Raw genomic sequence first — 14,185 nt, 5'->3', positions numbered from 1 at the left:
CGATAGTCCGGCGTGGTTCAGTGGCGCTCGAACGCGACCTGCCCGGCCACGAGCGTCGCGCGCACGGTGGCCGGCAGTTCGTAGCCGAGGAACGGCGAGTTGTGGCCCTGGCTCTTCAGCGCCCGCGGCTCGACGCGCCAATGGGCGCGCGGGTCGAACACGCACAGGTCGGCCGCGCCGCCTTCGGTGAGGCGGCCGGCCGGCAGCTTCAGCACGTCGGCCGGTGCGGACGTGATGCGGCGCAACGCCTGCGCGAGCGGCGTACGCGTCTCGTCGGCCCACTTCAGCGTCAGCGACAGCAGCAGCTCGAGCCCGGTCGCGCCCGGCGTCGCTTCGCCGAACGGCAACAGCTTCTCGTCGTCGTCGACCGGCGTATGGTCGGAGCAGATCGCATCGATCGTGCCGTCGGCGAGCGCCGCGCGAATCGCTTCGCGATCGCGCTCGCTGCGCAGCGGCGGATCGAGCCGGAACTGCGAATCGAAGTAGCCGATGTCGACGTCGATCAGGTGCAGGTGGTTCACGCCGACGTCGCAGGTCACGGGCAGCCCCTCGGCCTTCGCCTCGCGCACGAGCGCGAGGCCGGCCGCCGACGACAGCCGCGCGAGGTGCACGCGTGCGCCCGTCACGCGCATCAGTTCGAAGATCGTGTGCAGCGCGATCGTCTCGGCCGCGACCGGCACGCCGGACAGCCCGAGCCGCGACGCCAGCGCACCGCTCGCGGCGACACCGCCGCGACCGATGAAGGCGTCTTGCGGGCGCAGCCATGTGGTGTAGCCGTAGGTGCTCGCGTACTGCAGCGCACGCAGCAGCACCTGCGTGTCGCGCACCGGCACGTTGGCGTGCGTGAACCCGACACAGCCGGACTCGGTCAGCGCGACCATCTCGGTGATCACCTCACCCTTGAGGCCGACCGTCAGCGCGCCGAGCGGATGCACGTTCGCCTGGTGCAGGTTGCGCGCGCGGAACTTGAGCATCTCGACGAGGCCCGGCTCGTCGAGCACGGGGTCGGTATCCGGCGGGCACACGAGGGTCGTGACACCACCCGCGACGGCCGCGGCCATCTCGGACGCGAGCGTCGCCTTGTGCTCGTAGCCGGGCTCGCGCAGCCGCGCACACAGGTCGACGAGGCCGGGCGCGACGATCATGCCCGCCGCGTCGATCGTGTTGTCCGCGTTAAAACCGGCCGGCGCCGCCGTGCCGAGCGCGGCGATCTTGCCGTCCGCGACGAATACGTCGGCCTGCTGCTCGGTGCCGGCGACCGGGTCGATCAGCGTGCCGCCTTTGATATGAATCTTCATGCGCTGTCTGTGAATGCGTTGATTGCGTGAATAAGGAGGCGCGAAAGCGGGCTCAGTCGCTGTTGCCGGCGACGATGCCCATCACCGCCATACGCACGGCGATGCCGAACGTGACCTGGTTGAGGATCACCGACTGCGGGCCATCGGCGACCTGCGAATCGATCTCGACGCCGCGGTTCATCGGGCCGGGGTGCATCACGATCGCGTCGGGCGCGGCGAGCGCGAGGCGCTCGGGCGTCAGGCCCCACGTCTTGAAGTATTCCTGCGCGGACGGCAGCAGCGCGCCGCTCATCCGCTCGTTCTGCAGGCGCAGCATGATGATCACGTCGACGCCCTTCAGCCCTTCGTCGAGGTTGTGGAACACCTTCACGCCCATCTGTTCGAGCCCGCCCGGCAGCAGCGTGCGCGGGCCGATCGCGCGCACTTCCGGCACGCCGAGCGTGGTGAGCGCGTGGATGTCGGAGCGCGCGACGCGCGAATGCAGGATGTCGCCGACGATCGCCACGCGCAGCTTCTTGAAGTCGCGCTTGTAGTGACGGATCGTGTACATGTCGAGCAGGCCCTGCGTCGGGTGCGCATGGCGGCCGTCGCCGGCGTTGATCACGTGCACGTGCGGTGCGCAGTGCTCGGCGATCAGGTACGGCGCGCCGCTCGACGCGTGACGCACGACGAACAGGTCGGCATGCATCGCCGACAGGTTGTTGATCGTGTCGAGCAGCGATTCGCCCTTGCTCGTCGACGACGCATTGATGTTCAGGTTCAGCACGTCGGCCGACAGGCGCGTCGCGGCGATCTCGAAGGTCGTGCGCGTGCGCGTCGAGTTCTCGAAGAACAGGTTGAACACGGACTTGCCGCGCAGCAGCGGCACCTTCTTCACTTCACGGTCCGTCACGCTGACGAACTGCTCGGCCGTATCGAGGATGTGGTTGACGATCGAGCGCGGCAGGCCCTCGATCGACAGCAGGTGCTTCAGCTCGCCGTTTTTCGTGAGCTGCGGGTTGCCCTTCAGGAAGCCGTAGCGGAACCGGTCGGGGCTCGCGGCCGCAGCGGGATTGCCGGTGCGGCCAGTGATGTCGGTGGTCATGGTGTGCGTGATTCCAACTATGCAAACGGGCCGCGGTGCAAACCAGCGGCCCGGGATACGGTTCGCGTGTCGTTCAGGCGCCGTGCGCCTCGACGCGCAGCGTGAACTGCGCATCGTCGCGTGCGAGCACGAGTGTCGCGCCGGCCGGCACGTCGAGCGCGCCGCCCGCGAAGCGCGCGGCGACCGGCAGCTCGCGGCCGCCGCGATCGGCGAGCACCGCGAGCTCGACCGCGGCCGGACGGCCGTAGTCGAACAGCTCGTTGAGTGCCGCGCGCACGGTGCGCCCGGTAAACAGCACGTCGTCGACGAGCACGATGCGCGCGCCGTCGATTTCGAACGGCAGCGACGTCGGGCTGGCCTGGCTGTGCAGCCCCTTCTTCGCGTAATCGTCGCGGTGCAGCGCGACGTTCACGACGCCGAACGCCGGCGCACCGAGATCGCGCGCGAGGCGCTCGGCAAGCCATGCGCCGCCGCTGTGAATGCCGGCGAGCCGCGGGCCGCCCGGTTCGGCGAAAGCCGTGCCGTACGCGGCGCGGATCTGGTCGAGCAGGACGCGGTAAAGCGCCTCGGCGTCAATGGTGCTCATGGTCGGACAATTGATCGAGATACTGTTGAAGGATGACGCGCGCGGCCTCGGCATCGAGCATCTCGGTCCGTGCGCGGCCGCGCACGTTGCGCTCGCGCAGCCCGGCCTCGGCCTCGACCGACGAATAGCGCTCGTCGACCCACGTGACGGGCAGCCCGAAGCGGCCGTTCAGCTGGTTGCCGAAGCGCTTCGCCTGCTGCGTCATGTCGTGCGGCGTGCCGTCCGGATGCATCGGCAGGCCGACGACGAGCGCGTCCGGCCGCCATTCGGCCAGCAGGTCGCCGACCGCCTTGAAGCGGTGTTCGCGGTTCAGGTTCTGGATCACGACGAGCGCACGGGCCGAGCGCGTCAGCGCATTGCCGACCGCGACGCCGATACGTTTTTCGCCGTAGTCGAACGCGAGGAGCGTCGCATCGCGCGCGCTCGCGCCACTCATGCGTGCCCTGCTTCGCCGGACAGCATCGACGAGCTGACGCCGAGCAGGCCGAGTGCGGCTTCGAAGCGCTCTTCGGCCGGCGTGTCGAACACGATGCGCGGATCGGCGGCCACGGTCAGCCAGCCGTTGCGGGAAATTTCTTCCTCGAGCTGCCCTGCCCCCCAGCCCGCATGGCCGAGCGTCAGCAGGAAGCGTTTCGGGCCGGTGCCCGTCGCGACCGCCTCGAGCACGTCCTTCGACGTGGTCATCTCCAGCCCGCCCTCGACGGACATCGACGAGTTGTAGCTCGCGCCCTCCACCGGCTCGTGCAGCACGAAACCGCGCTCGGTCTGGACCGGGCCGCCGAAGTAGACCGGGATGTGCAGCAGCGGCTCGATGTCGAGCTTCAGGTCGATGCGGTTGAACAGCGATTCGAGGTCGATGTCGGTAGGACGATTGATGACGAGGCCGAGCGCACCGCGCTCGCTGTGATCGCAAAGATAGACCACCGTTCCCGAGAACGTCGGATCGGCCATGTTCGGCATGGCGATCAGGAACTGGTTGGTGAGATTGATGCGATCGGAAGGCTTTGACATGGTTTGAATTTTAGCAAAGACGCCGCGGCCTGACCGGGCCGCGATCAACAAGCAACGCCGCACCGCGCTGGCAACGGCGCGCACGGATCACACGGCACTCTAACACGCGCGCGGGCGCTGTCGGCAGCGTGTTGCGGGCCCGCACGGCAAGGGCCGCCGGCGCGTGTTCGTCCCCTTCTTCGTCAGGCCCGGCCGAGCGCCGCACCGAGCGCGCCGGACGCCGCCGTGAGGTCCGGCGGCGCAACGCCGGCTGCAATCTTCAGCAGCGCCGCGCGCAGCATGTCGGACGCGCGGCCGTGCGCATCGAGGCCGCCGTCGGCGAGCGGCACGCCGTGCGCCGCACGCCGCCACGCGAGGCCGAGCGTGTCGGCCAGGAGCGCCGCGTGGCCGAGCCCGAGCGCGCACGCGGCCGTGCCGACCCGGTAAGCGGCGCCGGACGCATGCCATGCGGCACCCGCGTCGGCTTTCGCCGGATCGGCCGCGAGGTCGACCATCGACGCATCGGCCGTCTGCAGGAAATCCTCATAGGCATGCGCATTGACCGTCACGACGCCGAGTGCGCGAGTCGGCGCGGCGGCAACCGCGTCGCGTTCGGCCCGGGCGGCGTCGGCCTCCCACAGCGCTTCCGACGCGGGCGTACCGGCGACGTGCCAGTCGACCGTCAATCCGTAGTCGTGCAGCACGTCGACGAGCGCGACATCCTCGGCCGCGGCGCCGAACAGCGCGAAATCGCGCCACAGCAGCGCCACCGTCTCGCGCACGAGTTCGGGCGGCGCACTGCGCCGACCCTGCGCGTGCTCGCCGAGCAGCAGGTTCGTGCGCGCGAGAAAGCGCTTCAGCTCGGGCGCGCCGCTGGCGCGCAATGCGCGCACGCATGCGGCCGCAAGCCGCCAGAAATCGTATGGATCGTCGCTGGCGAGCGCGGCCAGCATCGCGTCGAGTTCGTCGAGTGCCGCGTCGGGCGCGCCGCGTTCCGCGCGCAGCACACCAAGCAACGCCTGTTCGTAGCGGGCACGAATCCGGGTCGCGAACGCGTCGGGCAGCGCGCGCAGTGTGGCCGGCGGCACCGCGCGGCCGACGAGCGCGAGCGCGTCGAGCGGCGCCTGCGCGCGCAGGTCGGCGGCGCTTTGCGCACGCAAGGCACGGAAATGTTCGAAGAGAACCGGCGAGCAGGCGAGCTCGCGCAGGTTGTGGCGTGCGACGGCCGCGCGGAAATCGCGCAGTGCGGCACGCCAGCCGGCCGAGGTCGGCTCGGCGGCGACGAGCGGCACGGCGGCCGACAGTTGCCCCGCGAAACGCGCGGCCGGCAGCCAGCCGGCTTCCGCCAGCACGGCCGCCGCTGCGGACAGCGGTGCAGCTGCGTCGTCGCGATGCTCGAAAGCGTCGGCGGCCGCCGCAAGCCATGCGTCGGCCGCGCGCACGGCCCCGCCGCGCGGGTTGGGCAGTGCGTCAGGGTGGGGAACGTTCGCCGGTTCTGGCCTCATGGACACGCGCGCCTGTCATCGTCAAGTCGCTCGCGCGAGCCTCGACGCATGAGCGCCGGGTCGATGCGAGGCCTGAGCGGTGTGTCCGTGGGCCAAGGGTCCGGTCAGATCTGGACCATCTCGAAGTCTTCCTTGCGGGCGCCGCATTCAGGACACGTCCAGTTGATCGGGACGTCTTCCCAGCGCGTGCCCGGGGCAATGCCCTCTTCCGGCAGCCCGGCTTCTTCGTCGTAAATCCAGCCACAAATCAGGCACATCCAGCTCTTGTATTCCATCTTAAGCCGCGTCGGGAAAGTCGGTAAATTCGGGAGCCATGATGGTACCGTGTCGGGGCCGGACTGCCTAGCAATCGCGCTGGAGTAACGCGACTACGTTGCGCTGCCCTAAAAAATCCGTCGTGCGGGCCGGATTCCGCCGCATAATGGCTGAAAAGTGCGGCCTGCCGGGCAACACAGGGCCGAAAACGCCCATTTCGCCTCGCCGTCCGCATGCCCGTCGCTTTCCCGTTTTTCTCTTGCCCCATTTTTACATGTCCAGCAACGCCCCTCCGATCGTCCTCACCTTTGGCCTGTCCGACCCCACCGGCGGCTCTGGCATTCAAGCCGATCTGTTGACCCTGGCGAGCATGGGCTGTCACGGCGTGTCCGTCCTGACGGGCTACACCGTGCGCGACTCGGCCGCCTGCGACGAAGTGACCGGCCTCGATCCCGATGTGGTCGCCGCCCAGGCGCGCATGCTGCTCGAAGACATGCCGGTAGCGGCGTTCAAGATCGGCGCGGCGACGCGCGCGGAGGTCGTGAGCGCGATCGCCGAGGTCGTCGCCGACTACGACGGCGTGCCGCTCGTGCTCGCGCCCGACTTCACGCTCGACGACGAGCACGTGCTCGCAGCCGACGACCTGCGCGAATCGATCGCCGACCTGCTGGCGCCTCAAACCACGCTGCTGGTCGCCGACTACGCGACGCTGATCGCGCTCGCGCAGCCGGACGGCGACGCCGAGGCGCCGAATCTCGACGCGGCCGTCTCGCACCTGCTGTCGCAGGGCTGCGAGTACATCCTGTCGTCCGAGACGGGCTCGCACCGGCTCGTCAACACGCTGTACGGCGAGGAAGGCCAGCTACGCGAGGACATGTGGGATCGCTCGCCGCACCGGCTGATGGGCATCACCGACACGCTGGGCGCGGCCATCGCGGCGTTGCTTGCGAACGGCCAGGAGCCGCCCGAAGCGGTTCGCGAAGCGCAGGAATACCTGTACCAGGCCGTGCGTGACGCGTTCCGGCCCGGCATGGGCGCGTACCTGCCCGACCGGTTCTTCTGGGCGCGCAGCAACGAGGACTCGGACACGCCGCCGGCCGTGAAGGCCGATCCGGTGCCGAGGACGTCGCACCGGCATTGAGGCGGACCGGCGGGGCACCCCGCCGTCGCACCTGCTGTGCCGGCTTGGGCGCAACCTCTCCAGCCACCCCGCTGACACGCCAAAATCCGCGCGCACATAAAAAAGACCCGCGTCGCTGTGCGCTCCAGACACCATCGACCGACGCCCATGTCCATGCGCCCGGCATCGATGCCTCTTCCTTCGGCAGTTCAGCAACGGCTGCGTCCGACGACGGAAAGCAGCAAAAGCGCGCCAAGAATTGCCCGACACTGAGCCAACGGCCGGATCTTCGTGCGTCGGCGCCCCTGCTCCGACACCGGAAGATCCGCCGGCCGCGCCTGCGCGCTCGCATCAACGCCCCTCCAATCCGCGACGCCCTTCGTCATCAGGTGCAGCGCAGCATCCAACGTGTCACCTGCCTCCTTCCCTCTCTGCCCGGCGCTGCCGACTACGCGACGCCCGCCGCTCGGCCGCAGTTTTTGAAACATTTGATTACGATAGAAAAGACATACCGTATGCACCGCCACATCGACCAACGGGTCGATCCGCCCGTCGGCACTGACAATACCGCGAAGAACCAGCGTGCTTCCGATCCCGTCGGCACGGCGTTTAGCCGCCCACGATCGATCATGGAAAGTAATTTGTCGTAATTTTTTGCCATTTCATTTTGATTTATATTTCATCGACGTTCGCCAAACACGATATCGTTTTTTTCAAGATTTGAAATCCGGCGGCGTGGGGGCGAATTTATCTCTCACAGGCGATGAAATTAATTATTCAAATCCCCTGCTTCAACGAGGCCGCCACGTTGCCGATTGCGCTGGCGGCACTGCCGCGCCGAGTGCCGGGTTTTGATAGGGTCGAATGGTTGATCGTCGACGACGGTAGCACCGACTCGACAGTCGATGTAGCGCGCGCCGCCGGTGTCGACCACATTGTCCGACATCCACGCAACCAGGGCCTGGCGCGCGCGTTCACGACCGGACTCGAAGCCTGCCTGAAACGCGGCGCCGATGTCATCGTCAATACCGACGCCGACAACCAATACAATGCAGCCGATATTCCAGCGCTCATTCGGCCTATTTATGCGGGTGAAGCCGATATCGTCGTCGGGTCACGGCCGATCGACGAAATCGATCATTTCTCGCCGATCAAGAAATCGCTGCAGAAAATCGGTAGCTGGGTAGTTCGTGCAGTCAGCCGCACCGAGATTCCCGATACGACGAGTGGTTTCCGCGCCTACAGCCGCCATGCCGCCCAACGCCTGACAGTATTCAGCGATTACACCTACACCCTGGAGACGATCATCCAGGCAGGCCAGCGCAACATGTCGATCGTCTCGGTGCCGATCCGCGTCAACGGGTTCCTGCGGCCGTCGCGCCTGGTCAAAAGCATCCGCTCGTACGTGATGCAATCGGCCCAGACGATCTTCAGGATCTTCGTCATCTATCGGCCCGCCGCGTTTTTCGGCACGCTCGGCGCGATCCTGTTCGGCACGGGTGTACTGACCGGACTGCGCTTCGTCTACTTCTGGGCGACCGGCAACGGCACCGGGCACGTCCAGTCCCTCATCCTTGCATCGATCCTCGTCGGCGCCGGATTCCAGACGCTGTTGATCGCCATCGTTGCAGACCTCCTGTCCACCAACCGCAAGCTGCTCGAGGACGTACGGTTCGCGGTCAAGCAGATGCAAACGGACCGGGATCCTGCTGTCCCGGCCAAACAGACACAAGCGGACCGCAGCCAGGTCGCCACAGTCGAGAAGGAAACCACGCGCGCCTTCGGGGTCGTTCGATGAAGATGTCGGGCGGCATGGCCGAACAGGGCATCGTCGTTGGCAACAACTACGACAAGTACGGCTCGACGAATCCGATCGTGCGGCGCCTCATGCGAGGATTCGACGACGCGTTGACCGATTTCGTGACGCAGGCAGCACCGTCGTCGATCCATGAAATCGGCTGTGGCGAGGGCTACTGGGTCCTGCGGTGGCGACAACAGGGCCTTCAGGCCACGGGAAGCGATTTTTCTGCTCGCGTGATCGAGCTGGCACAGGAGAACGCCGTGACGCAGTGCGTCGACCCGGCGCATTTCTCCCGTCAGGACGTCTATCGGGTCGGTGCTCAGGACATACAAGCGGATCTCGTCGTCTGTTGCGAAGTCCTGGAACATCTCGAGCAGCCGGAAGTCGCGCTGCGCAACATCGCGACGCTCGGCGCTCGCCACGTGATTTTCAGCGTTCCACGCGAACCGGTCTGGAGCGCGATGAATCTCGCGCGAGGCAAATATATCTCCGCACTCGGGAACACGCCCGGCCACATACAGCGCTGGTCGAAACGGGCATTCATCGAATTCGTTTCCACGCGCTTCGACATCTTGTGCGTGCGCACCCCGTTGCCGTGGACGATGTTGCTTTGCCGCCCTCACAGCGCCGCACGGTAGTGAAGTTAGGTAAGCAGCAACGGCGCCGGATACACCTCGCCGGTAGCGCGCTGGGCGCACTCGGCACGATCTTCGTCGGAACGAAGCTTGTCGAGTACAGCCGCCAGCTTTCGCTCGACACTTTCTCGGCCGTTACCTGGGGGGCCGTAGCGACACTCAGTGCCGGTTACGGGGCTTGCGGCCTGCTGCTTGCACTCGCCTGGCGGCAGTTGCTCACCCACCAAGGGGTCACGCCGTCGCGCCTCTGGGCGATCAGGACGTACGGCGTCTCGCAGCTTGCCAAATATACGCCGGGCAACATTTTCCATCTCGCTGGCCGACAAGCGATCTGCGTCGCTGCAGGCCTGCCTGCATGGCCCGTTGCCAAATCGATCGGATGGGAACTCGCGGTCATCGCGTCGACCGCCCTTCCGTTTGCACTGATGGCGGCACCGCTCAAATGGACGGCGATCGGTACGGCAACCGCCATCGCTGCGTTCGCGGGCGTGCTTGCCATTGCCGTGTCGGGCATCCGTGCCCGCTGGTCCCTTTGCGTTGCCCGGGCGGTATCGCTGTATGCAGTGTTTCTGCTCGTGTCCGGGCTGATCTTCAGCGCCCTGCTGGCGATCACGATGCAGCACGCGAAGATCGACACGCACGGTGCCGCATTCTGGTTGCCCGTATGCGGTGCCTACGTCATTGCCTGGCTCGCCGGGCTTGTCACGCCCGGCGCACCCGCGGGCGTGGGCGTTCGCGAAGCCGTCCTGTACTGGCTGATGCATGGTGTCGTCGGACAAGCGGACCTCATCACCGCTATCGTCCTCGGCCGCTTGGTGACGGTAGCCGGCGACTTGATGTTCTTTGTCGGCGCCGCCCTGGCGCCCAGGCCCCCGCACTGACCCGGATATGCGTACCACTCCAACAAGCCAGCGTCCGTTTGGATCAACCGTGCGCGAGTCGCTGCCGTTCGCAGTCGCACTATCGATTGTCGCCGTCATCTACGGGGCCGTGCCATTCATCGCCCTTCCGACACTCGGTCAGGCATTGTGGATTTCGTCGTTCGCCCAATCCTTCGTGAACAGCGGCTGGCCATCGATCTTCGCCCACAATTTCGGCCTCCCCGCCCCCGCGCCGATTGCGTTCGGCCTATCAGGCGCGCTGGTGGAAAGCGCCGTGCTTGCGGCCACGCCGCTGAACCCCGCCGACGCCTACAGCACGACCACGTTGCTGTTCTTGGCGCTCGCGATGTGGGGCTCGAAACGCTATGCATCGGCTCTGGGCGCCCCCGCGCGATATGCGCTGGCGTTGGCCGTGGTGTGGGCGACCATGCCGGTCATTTGGGCGCACTCCGGCTATTCGATGCTGTCGATCGGGATCGCGCTGTTGCCGCTTTATCTGTGGACGACGCACCGGCTTTGCGAAGCGATCGACGCACAACGCACACGGACGATCGCGATATCGGCGCTCGCCCTTGTGGCAGTCGCATGCCTGGCTGTCTTTACCGACGGTTATACGTTCGTCATGTTCGCCTTCGGCGCACTCGTCCAGTATGCGGGCGGCCTCAAGCGCTCGAGTGGCCGCAGGGTACGCCTGCTTGGCGTCGGCATGCCGATTTATGCTGCGGGCTTCGGACTCGCGTTCGTGCTTTACCGTCAATTCGTCGGCACGCAGAGCTTCACCGCAGATCCGCTGTCCGTATTCCGCGGCTTCGGCGTCGACATCACCATGCTCGTACGGCCAACCCAAGGACTGCTGGGGATATGGGATGTACTCCGCGTCAGCACCCCGAGAAGCGATTCGGCCTACTTCGGCGACGCCTCCGTGTGGGTCACGACGTTCATCGCCCCCATCGCCATGGCAGGCTTGGCCGGATTCGCGCTGTCGAACAACAAGACCCATGGCGTTCCGCTGCTGGTGCTTGGCATGCTTGCAACGTACCTCGCGCTCGGGCCGTCATTGAAAGTCCATTCCGTGCGGCCCGATGCCGACCGGGCTGCAGGCAACTTCCAGGCCACGATGCCGCCCGAGTATGCAGTCGCGCCCACCGGAACGGCCTATCTGTCCACGCACGTACCGGGCTTCAGGAACATGCGCGCGTCGTATCGATGGTCCGCCCTGACCGTTCTGGCATTCTGGGCATTGTTCGTCTTGCTGATCGCGGAGTTGTCGCGTCGCGACAGAAACAAGGCCGCGTGGTGGCTGTTGGGCCTGGTGATGGCGTCCAACCTCCCGAATCCGGAATCAGGGCTCGCGTATTCCGAAGTCCGCCATTACGAACATCAGGTGCTGCTGCATGCGCCGCTGCACTTCCGCGATCAGTTCGCGCAGCTCGACCAGTCGATCGTCGCCGACTTCCGGCAGGATGCCCCGAAGGATGGCATCACCGCGTTTTTCCCCCAGGGCAACGACTTTCTCGCCGCCTATCTGGCCGCTGCATCCAATACACGCACCTACAACATCGGCGGCGACAAGAACGTTGCGCTGGCACAGGCGCACTGGCCCGCATCCATCTCGACACTGTTCGCGTCCGACACGACGACGCTCGCCGGCAACATCGAACGCACCCTCGCGGATCGCAGCGCCCGCGCCGTGGTCATCAGCTACGTCGACCTGCTATGGAATGCACATCAATGGCCACCGTCATCGGCAGAGCTGGCCCAAGCTCGCGCACGCTACGCCCCGGCAGTGAATACGCTCTCCGCCAATCCCCGTTTCGTCGTGAAGGAGCGACCCTACTACGCGTTGGTCATCGCGCGCGAATAGCACAGGGGACGGGCTCACATCGAGTATCAGCCGCCCGCTTTCAGCCTGCATCAAATCCACACGCCCATAAAAAAAGACCCGCATCGCTGCGGGTCTTTTTCTTTGGCTGGAGCACGCATCGCTGCGCGCTCCGGACACCATCGACCGAAGTCGATTACATGTCCATGCCCATGCCGCCCATGCCGCCCGGCATGCCGCCCGGCATCGGTGCATCTTCCTTCGGCAGTTCAGCAACAGCTGCGTCCGTCGTCAGCAGCAGGCCTGCAACCGACGCTGCGTTCTGCAGTGCGGTACGCGTGACCTTGGTCGGGTCGACAACACCGGCTTCGACCATGTCGACGTACTCGCCCGTCGCTGCGTTGTAGCCGTAGTTGCCCTGGCCTGCAGCAACTGCCGCCACCACGACGCTGGCTTCTTCGCCGCCGTTCGTGACGATCTGGCGCAGCGGCTCTTCCATTGCGCGCAGCACGATCTTGATGCCGGCGTTTTGATCGGCGTTAGCGCCGGTCAGGCCTGCGATCGCGGTGCGAGCGCGGATCAGCGCAACGCCGCCACCTGCCACGATGCCTTCTTCCACAGCTGCGCGCGTTGCGTGCAGTGCGTCTTCGACACGTGCCTTCTTTTCCTTCATTTCGACTTCGGTCGCGGCACCAACCTTGATCACTGCAACACCGCCAGCCAGCTTGGCCACGCGCTCTTGCAGCTTTTCACGGTCGTAGTCCGACGTCGCTTCTTCGATTTGCGCGCGCACTTGCTTCACGCGTGCTTCGATGTTCACGGCTTCGCCTGCGCCGTCGATGATCGTCGTGTTTTCCTTGCCCACTTCGATGCGCTTCGCCTGGCCCAGCTCTGCCAGCGTTGCCTTCTCGAGCGTCAGGCCGGTTTCTTCCGCGATCACCTGGCCGCCGGTCAGGATCGCGATGTCTTCCAGCATCGCCTTGCGACGATCGCCGAAGCCCGGCGCCTTGACTGCAACGGTCTTCAGGATGCCGCGGATGTTGTTGACGACCAGCGTTGCGAGCGCTTCGCCTTCGATGTCTTCAGCGATGATCAGCAGCGGACGGCCAGCCTTCGCGACTTGCTCGAGTACCGGCAGCAGATCACGGATGTTCGACACCTTCTTGTCGTGCAGCAGCACGAACGGGTTGTCGAGGACAGCGACTTGCTTTTCCGGGTTGTTGATGAAGTACGGCGACAGGTAGCCGCGGTCGAATTGCATGCCTTCGACGACGTCGAGTTCGTCAGCCAGCGACTTGCCGTCTTCGACGGTGATGACGCCTTCCTTGCCGACCTTGTCCATCGCTTCAGCGATGCGATCGCCGATCGACGTGTCGCTGTTCGCCGAGATCGAGCCAACCTGTGCGATTTCCTTGTTGGTCGTGCACGGCTTGCTGATCTTCTTCAGCTCTTCGACAGCCGCTGCGACTGCCTTGTCGATGCCGCGCTTCAGGTCCATCGGGTTCATGCCCGATGCGACGTACTTCATGCCTTCGCGAACGATCGATTGCGCGAGGACGGTTGCCGTCGTCGTGCCGTCGCCTGCGTTGTCGCTGGTCTTGGAAGCGACTTCCTTGACCATTTGCGCGCCCATGTTCTGGAGCTTGTCCTTCAGCTCGATTTCCTTCGCGACCGACACACCGTCCTTGGTGACCGTCGGGCCGCCGAAGCTGCGCTCGAGCACCACGTTGCGGCCCTTCGGACCCAGCGTGACCTTGACTGCGTTGGCGAGAATGTTCACGCCTTCGACCATCTTCGAACGGGCGGAATCGCCGAATACGACGTCTTTAGCTGCCATCTTCTAACTCCTTGAATTCTTGGGAATATGTACCGTCGGTGGACGCTTACTTCGCGTTGACCACGGCCATGATGTCTTCTTCGCGCATGACCAGCAGTTCGCTGCCGTCGACCTTCACGGTCTGGCCTGCGTACTTGCCGAACAGGACGCGATCGCCGACCTTCACGTCGAGCGCGATCGGGGCGCCCTTGTCGTCGCGCTTGCCCGGGCCGACGGCCAGGACTTCGCCCTGGTCCGGCTTTTCAGCAGCGGCGTCGGGGATCACGATGCCCGAGGCGGTCTTGGTTTCCTGATCCAGGCGCTTGACGATCACGCGATCGTGCAAAGGACGAAGGTTCATATTCACTCCTCTCTTGACTGAGATTGAAGAA

General features: G+C 65.7%; 15 protein-coding genes. 6 read left to right on the top strand and 9 right to left on the bottom strand.

Annotated features, from left to right (window positions below; translation table 11 throughout):
* Window positions 1-17: 17 nt before the first annotated feature.
* From CFB39_RS04330 to CFB39_RS04300, 7 genes are all read right to left on the bottom strand, one after another.
* Window positions 18-1,298: a dihydroorotase gene (locus CFB39_RS04330; protein WP_089472263.1), complete on the bottom strand. Its 1,281-nt coding sequence runs from the start codon at window positions 1,296-1,298 to the stop codon at window positions 18-20.
* A gap of 52 nt (window positions 1,299-1,350) precedes the next feature.
* Window positions 1,351-2,382 (bottom strand): aspartate carbamoyltransferase catalytic subunit, encoded by a 1,032-nt coding sequence (locus CFB39_RS04325; protein ID WP_089472262.1) that lies wholly within the window; start codon window positions 2,380-2,382, stop codon window positions 1,351-1,353.
* Window positions 2,383-2,455: 73 nt separating this feature from the next.
* On the bottom strand, window positions 2,456-2,968 hold the full coding sequence (pyrR, locus tag CFB39_RS04320) for a bifunctional pyr operon transcriptional regulator/uracil phosphoribosyltransferase PyrR (RefSeq protein WP_039361132.1): 513 nt from the start codon (window positions 2,966-2,968) through the stop codon (window positions 2,456-2,458).
* The gene (gene ruvX / locus CFB39_RS04315) at window positions 2,955-3,404 is read right to left on the bottom strand and encodes a Holliday junction resolvase RuvX (protein WP_089472261.1); all 450 of its coding nucleotides are present in this window, start codon (window positions 3,402-3,404) and stop codon (window positions 2,955-2,957) included. Before ruvX ends, pyrR begins: the two co-directional genes overlap by 14 nt.
* Entirely contained in the window at window positions 3,401-3,979 is a 579-nt protein-coding gene (locus tag CFB39_RS04310; RefSeq protein WP_011351143.1) for a YqgE/AlgH family protein, read from the bottom strand. Before CFB39_RS04310 ends, ruvX begins: the two co-directional genes overlap by 4 nt.
* A gap of 182 nt (window positions 3,980-4,161) precedes the next feature.
* On the bottom strand, window positions 4,162-5,463 hold the full coding sequence (locus tag CFB39_RS04305) for a hypothetical protein (protein ID WP_089472260.1): 1,302 nt from the start codon (window positions 5,461-5,463) through the stop codon (window positions 4,162-4,164).
* A gap of 104 nt (window positions 5,464-5,567) precedes the next feature.
* Complete coding sequence (locus CFB39_RS04300) at window positions 5,568-5,738, bottom strand: rubredoxin (protein ID WP_004186709.1); 171 nt, start codon at window positions 5,736-5,738, stop codon at window positions 5,568-5,570.
* A gap of 254 nt (window positions 5,739-5,992) precedes the next feature.
* Between CFB39_RS04300 and CFB39_RS04295 the strand changes: the two genes are divergently transcribed.
* The 6 genes from CFB39_RS04295 (at window position 5,993) to CFB39_RS04275 (ending at window position 12,019) form a co-directional block, all read left to right on the top strand.
* Complete coding sequence (locus CFB39_RS04295; protein WP_089424656.1) at window positions 5,993-6,859, top strand: hydroxymethylpyrimidine/phosphomethylpyrimidine kinase; 867 nt, start codon at window positions 5,993-5,995, stop codon at window positions 6,857-6,859.
* Window positions 6,860-6,903: 44 nt separating this feature from the next.
* Complete coding sequence (locus CFB39_RS39195; protein WP_144030230.1) at window positions 6,904-7,488, top strand: hypothetical protein; 585 nt, start codon at window positions 6,904-6,906, stop codon at window positions 7,486-7,488.
* 113 nt (window positions 7,489-7,601) lie between these two features.
* Window positions 7,602-8,636, top strand: a complete 1,035-nt coding sequence (locus tag CFB39_RS04290) for a glycosyltransferase family 2 protein (protein WP_089424654.1) — start codon at window positions 7,602-7,604, stop codon at window positions 8,634-8,636.
* Window positions 8,633-9,277: a bifunctional 2-polyprenyl-6-hydroxyphenol methylase/3-demethylubiquinol 3-O-methyltransferase UbiG gene (locus tag CFB39_RS04285; RefSeq protein WP_089424653.1), complete on the top strand. Its 645-nt coding sequence runs from the start codon at window positions 8,633-8,635 to the stop codon at window positions 9,275-9,277. The genes CFB39_RS04290 and CFB39_RS04285 overlap by 4 nt, the downstream gene beginning before the upstream one ends.
* Window positions 9,235-10,155: a hypothetical protein gene (locus CFB39_RS04280; protein WP_144030229.1), complete on the top strand. Its 921-nt coding sequence runs from the start codon at window positions 9,235-9,237 to the stop codon at window positions 10,153-10,155. Before CFB39_RS04285 ends, CFB39_RS04280 begins: the two co-directional genes overlap by 43 nt.
* A gap of 49 nt (window positions 10,156-10,204) precedes the next feature.
* On the top strand, window positions 10,205-12,019 hold the full coding sequence (locus CFB39_RS04275) for a hypothetical protein (protein WP_089472258.1): 1,815 nt from the start codon (window positions 10,205-10,207) through the stop codon (window positions 12,017-12,019).
* Window positions 12,020-12,173: 154 nt separating this feature from the next.
* Here CFB39_RS04275 and groL read toward each other — a convergent pair whose 3' ends face one another.
* Both groL and groES read right to left on the bottom strand, forming a co-directional pair.
* On the bottom strand, window positions 12,174-13,814 hold the full coding sequence (gene groL / locus CFB39_RS04270; RefSeq protein ID WP_039361154.1) for a chaperonin GroEL: 1,641 nt from the start codon (window positions 13,812-13,814) through the stop codon (window positions 12,174-12,176).
* A 46-nt stretch (window positions 13,815-13,860) separates the two neighbouring features.
* Window positions 13,861-14,154 (bottom strand): co-chaperone GroES, encoded by a 294-nt coding sequence (gene groES, locus CFB39_RS04265; RefSeq protein WP_039361157.1) that lies wholly within the window; start codon window positions 14,152-14,154, stop codon window positions 13,861-13,863.
* Window positions 14,155-14,185: the final 31 nt, after the last annotated feature.

Origin of the sequence: Burkholderia sp. AU6039 (assembly GCF_002223365.1) — a bacterium.
Lineage (GTDB): Bacteria > Pseudomonadota > Gammaproteobacteria > Burkholderiales > Burkholderiaceae > Burkholderia.
This window is presented reverse-complemented; position numbering and strand designations above follow the sequence as displayed.

What these genes read in the sequence shown, in the direction of transcription:
- CFB39_RS04290 (WP_089424654.1), top strand. Translation starts at nt 7,602, where the DNA reads ATGAAATTAATTATTCAAATCCCCTGCTTCAACGAGGCCGCCACGTTG.
- CFB39_RS04285 (WP_089424653.1), top strand. Translation starts at nt 8,633, where the DNA reads ATGAAGATGTCGGGCGGCATGGCCGAACAGGGCATCGTCGTTGGCAAC.
- groL (WP_039361154.1), bottom strand. Translation starts at nt 13,814, where the DNA reads ATGGCAGCTAAAGACGTCGTATTCGGCGATTCCGCCCGTTCGAAGATG.
- CFB39_RS04330 (WP_089472263.1), bottom strand. Translation starts at nt 1,298, where the DNA reads ATGAAGATTCATATCAAAGGCGGCACGCTGATCGACCCGGTCGCCGGC.
- CFB39_RS04300 (WP_004186709.1), bottom strand. Translation starts at nt 5,738, where the DNA reads ATGGAATACAAGAGCTGGATGTGCCTGATTTGTGGCTGGATTTACGAC.
- groES (WP_039361157.1), bottom strand. Translation starts at nt 14,154, where the DNA reads ATGAACCTTCGTCCTTTGCACGATCGCGTGATCGTCAAGCGCCTGGAT.
- ruvX (WP_089472261.1), bottom strand. Translation starts at nt 3,404, where the DNA reads ATGAGTGGCGCGAGCGCGCGCGATGCGACGCTCCTCGCGTTCGACTAC.
- CFB39_RS04325 (WP_089472262.1), bottom strand. Translation starts at nt 2,382, where the DNA reads ATGACCACCGACATCACTGGCCGCACCGGCAATCCCGCTGCGGCCGCG.
- CFB39_RS04305 (WP_089472260.1), bottom strand. Translation starts at nt 5,463, where the DNA reads ATGAGGCCAGAACCGGCGAACGTTCCCCACCCTGACGCACTGCCCAAC.
- CFB39_RS04310 (WP_011351143.1), bottom strand. Translation starts at nt 3,979, where the DNA reads ATGTCAAAGCCTTCCGATCGCATCAATCTCACCAACCAGTTCCTGATC.
- CFB39_RS04295 (WP_089424656.1), top strand. Translation starts at nt 5,993, where the DNA reads ATGTCCAGCAACGCCCCTCCGATCGTCCTCACCTTTGGCCTGTCCGAC.
- pyrR (WP_039361132.1), bottom strand. Translation starts at nt 2,968, where the DNA reads ATGAGCACCATTGACGCCGAGGCGCTTTACCGCGTCCTGCTCGACCAG.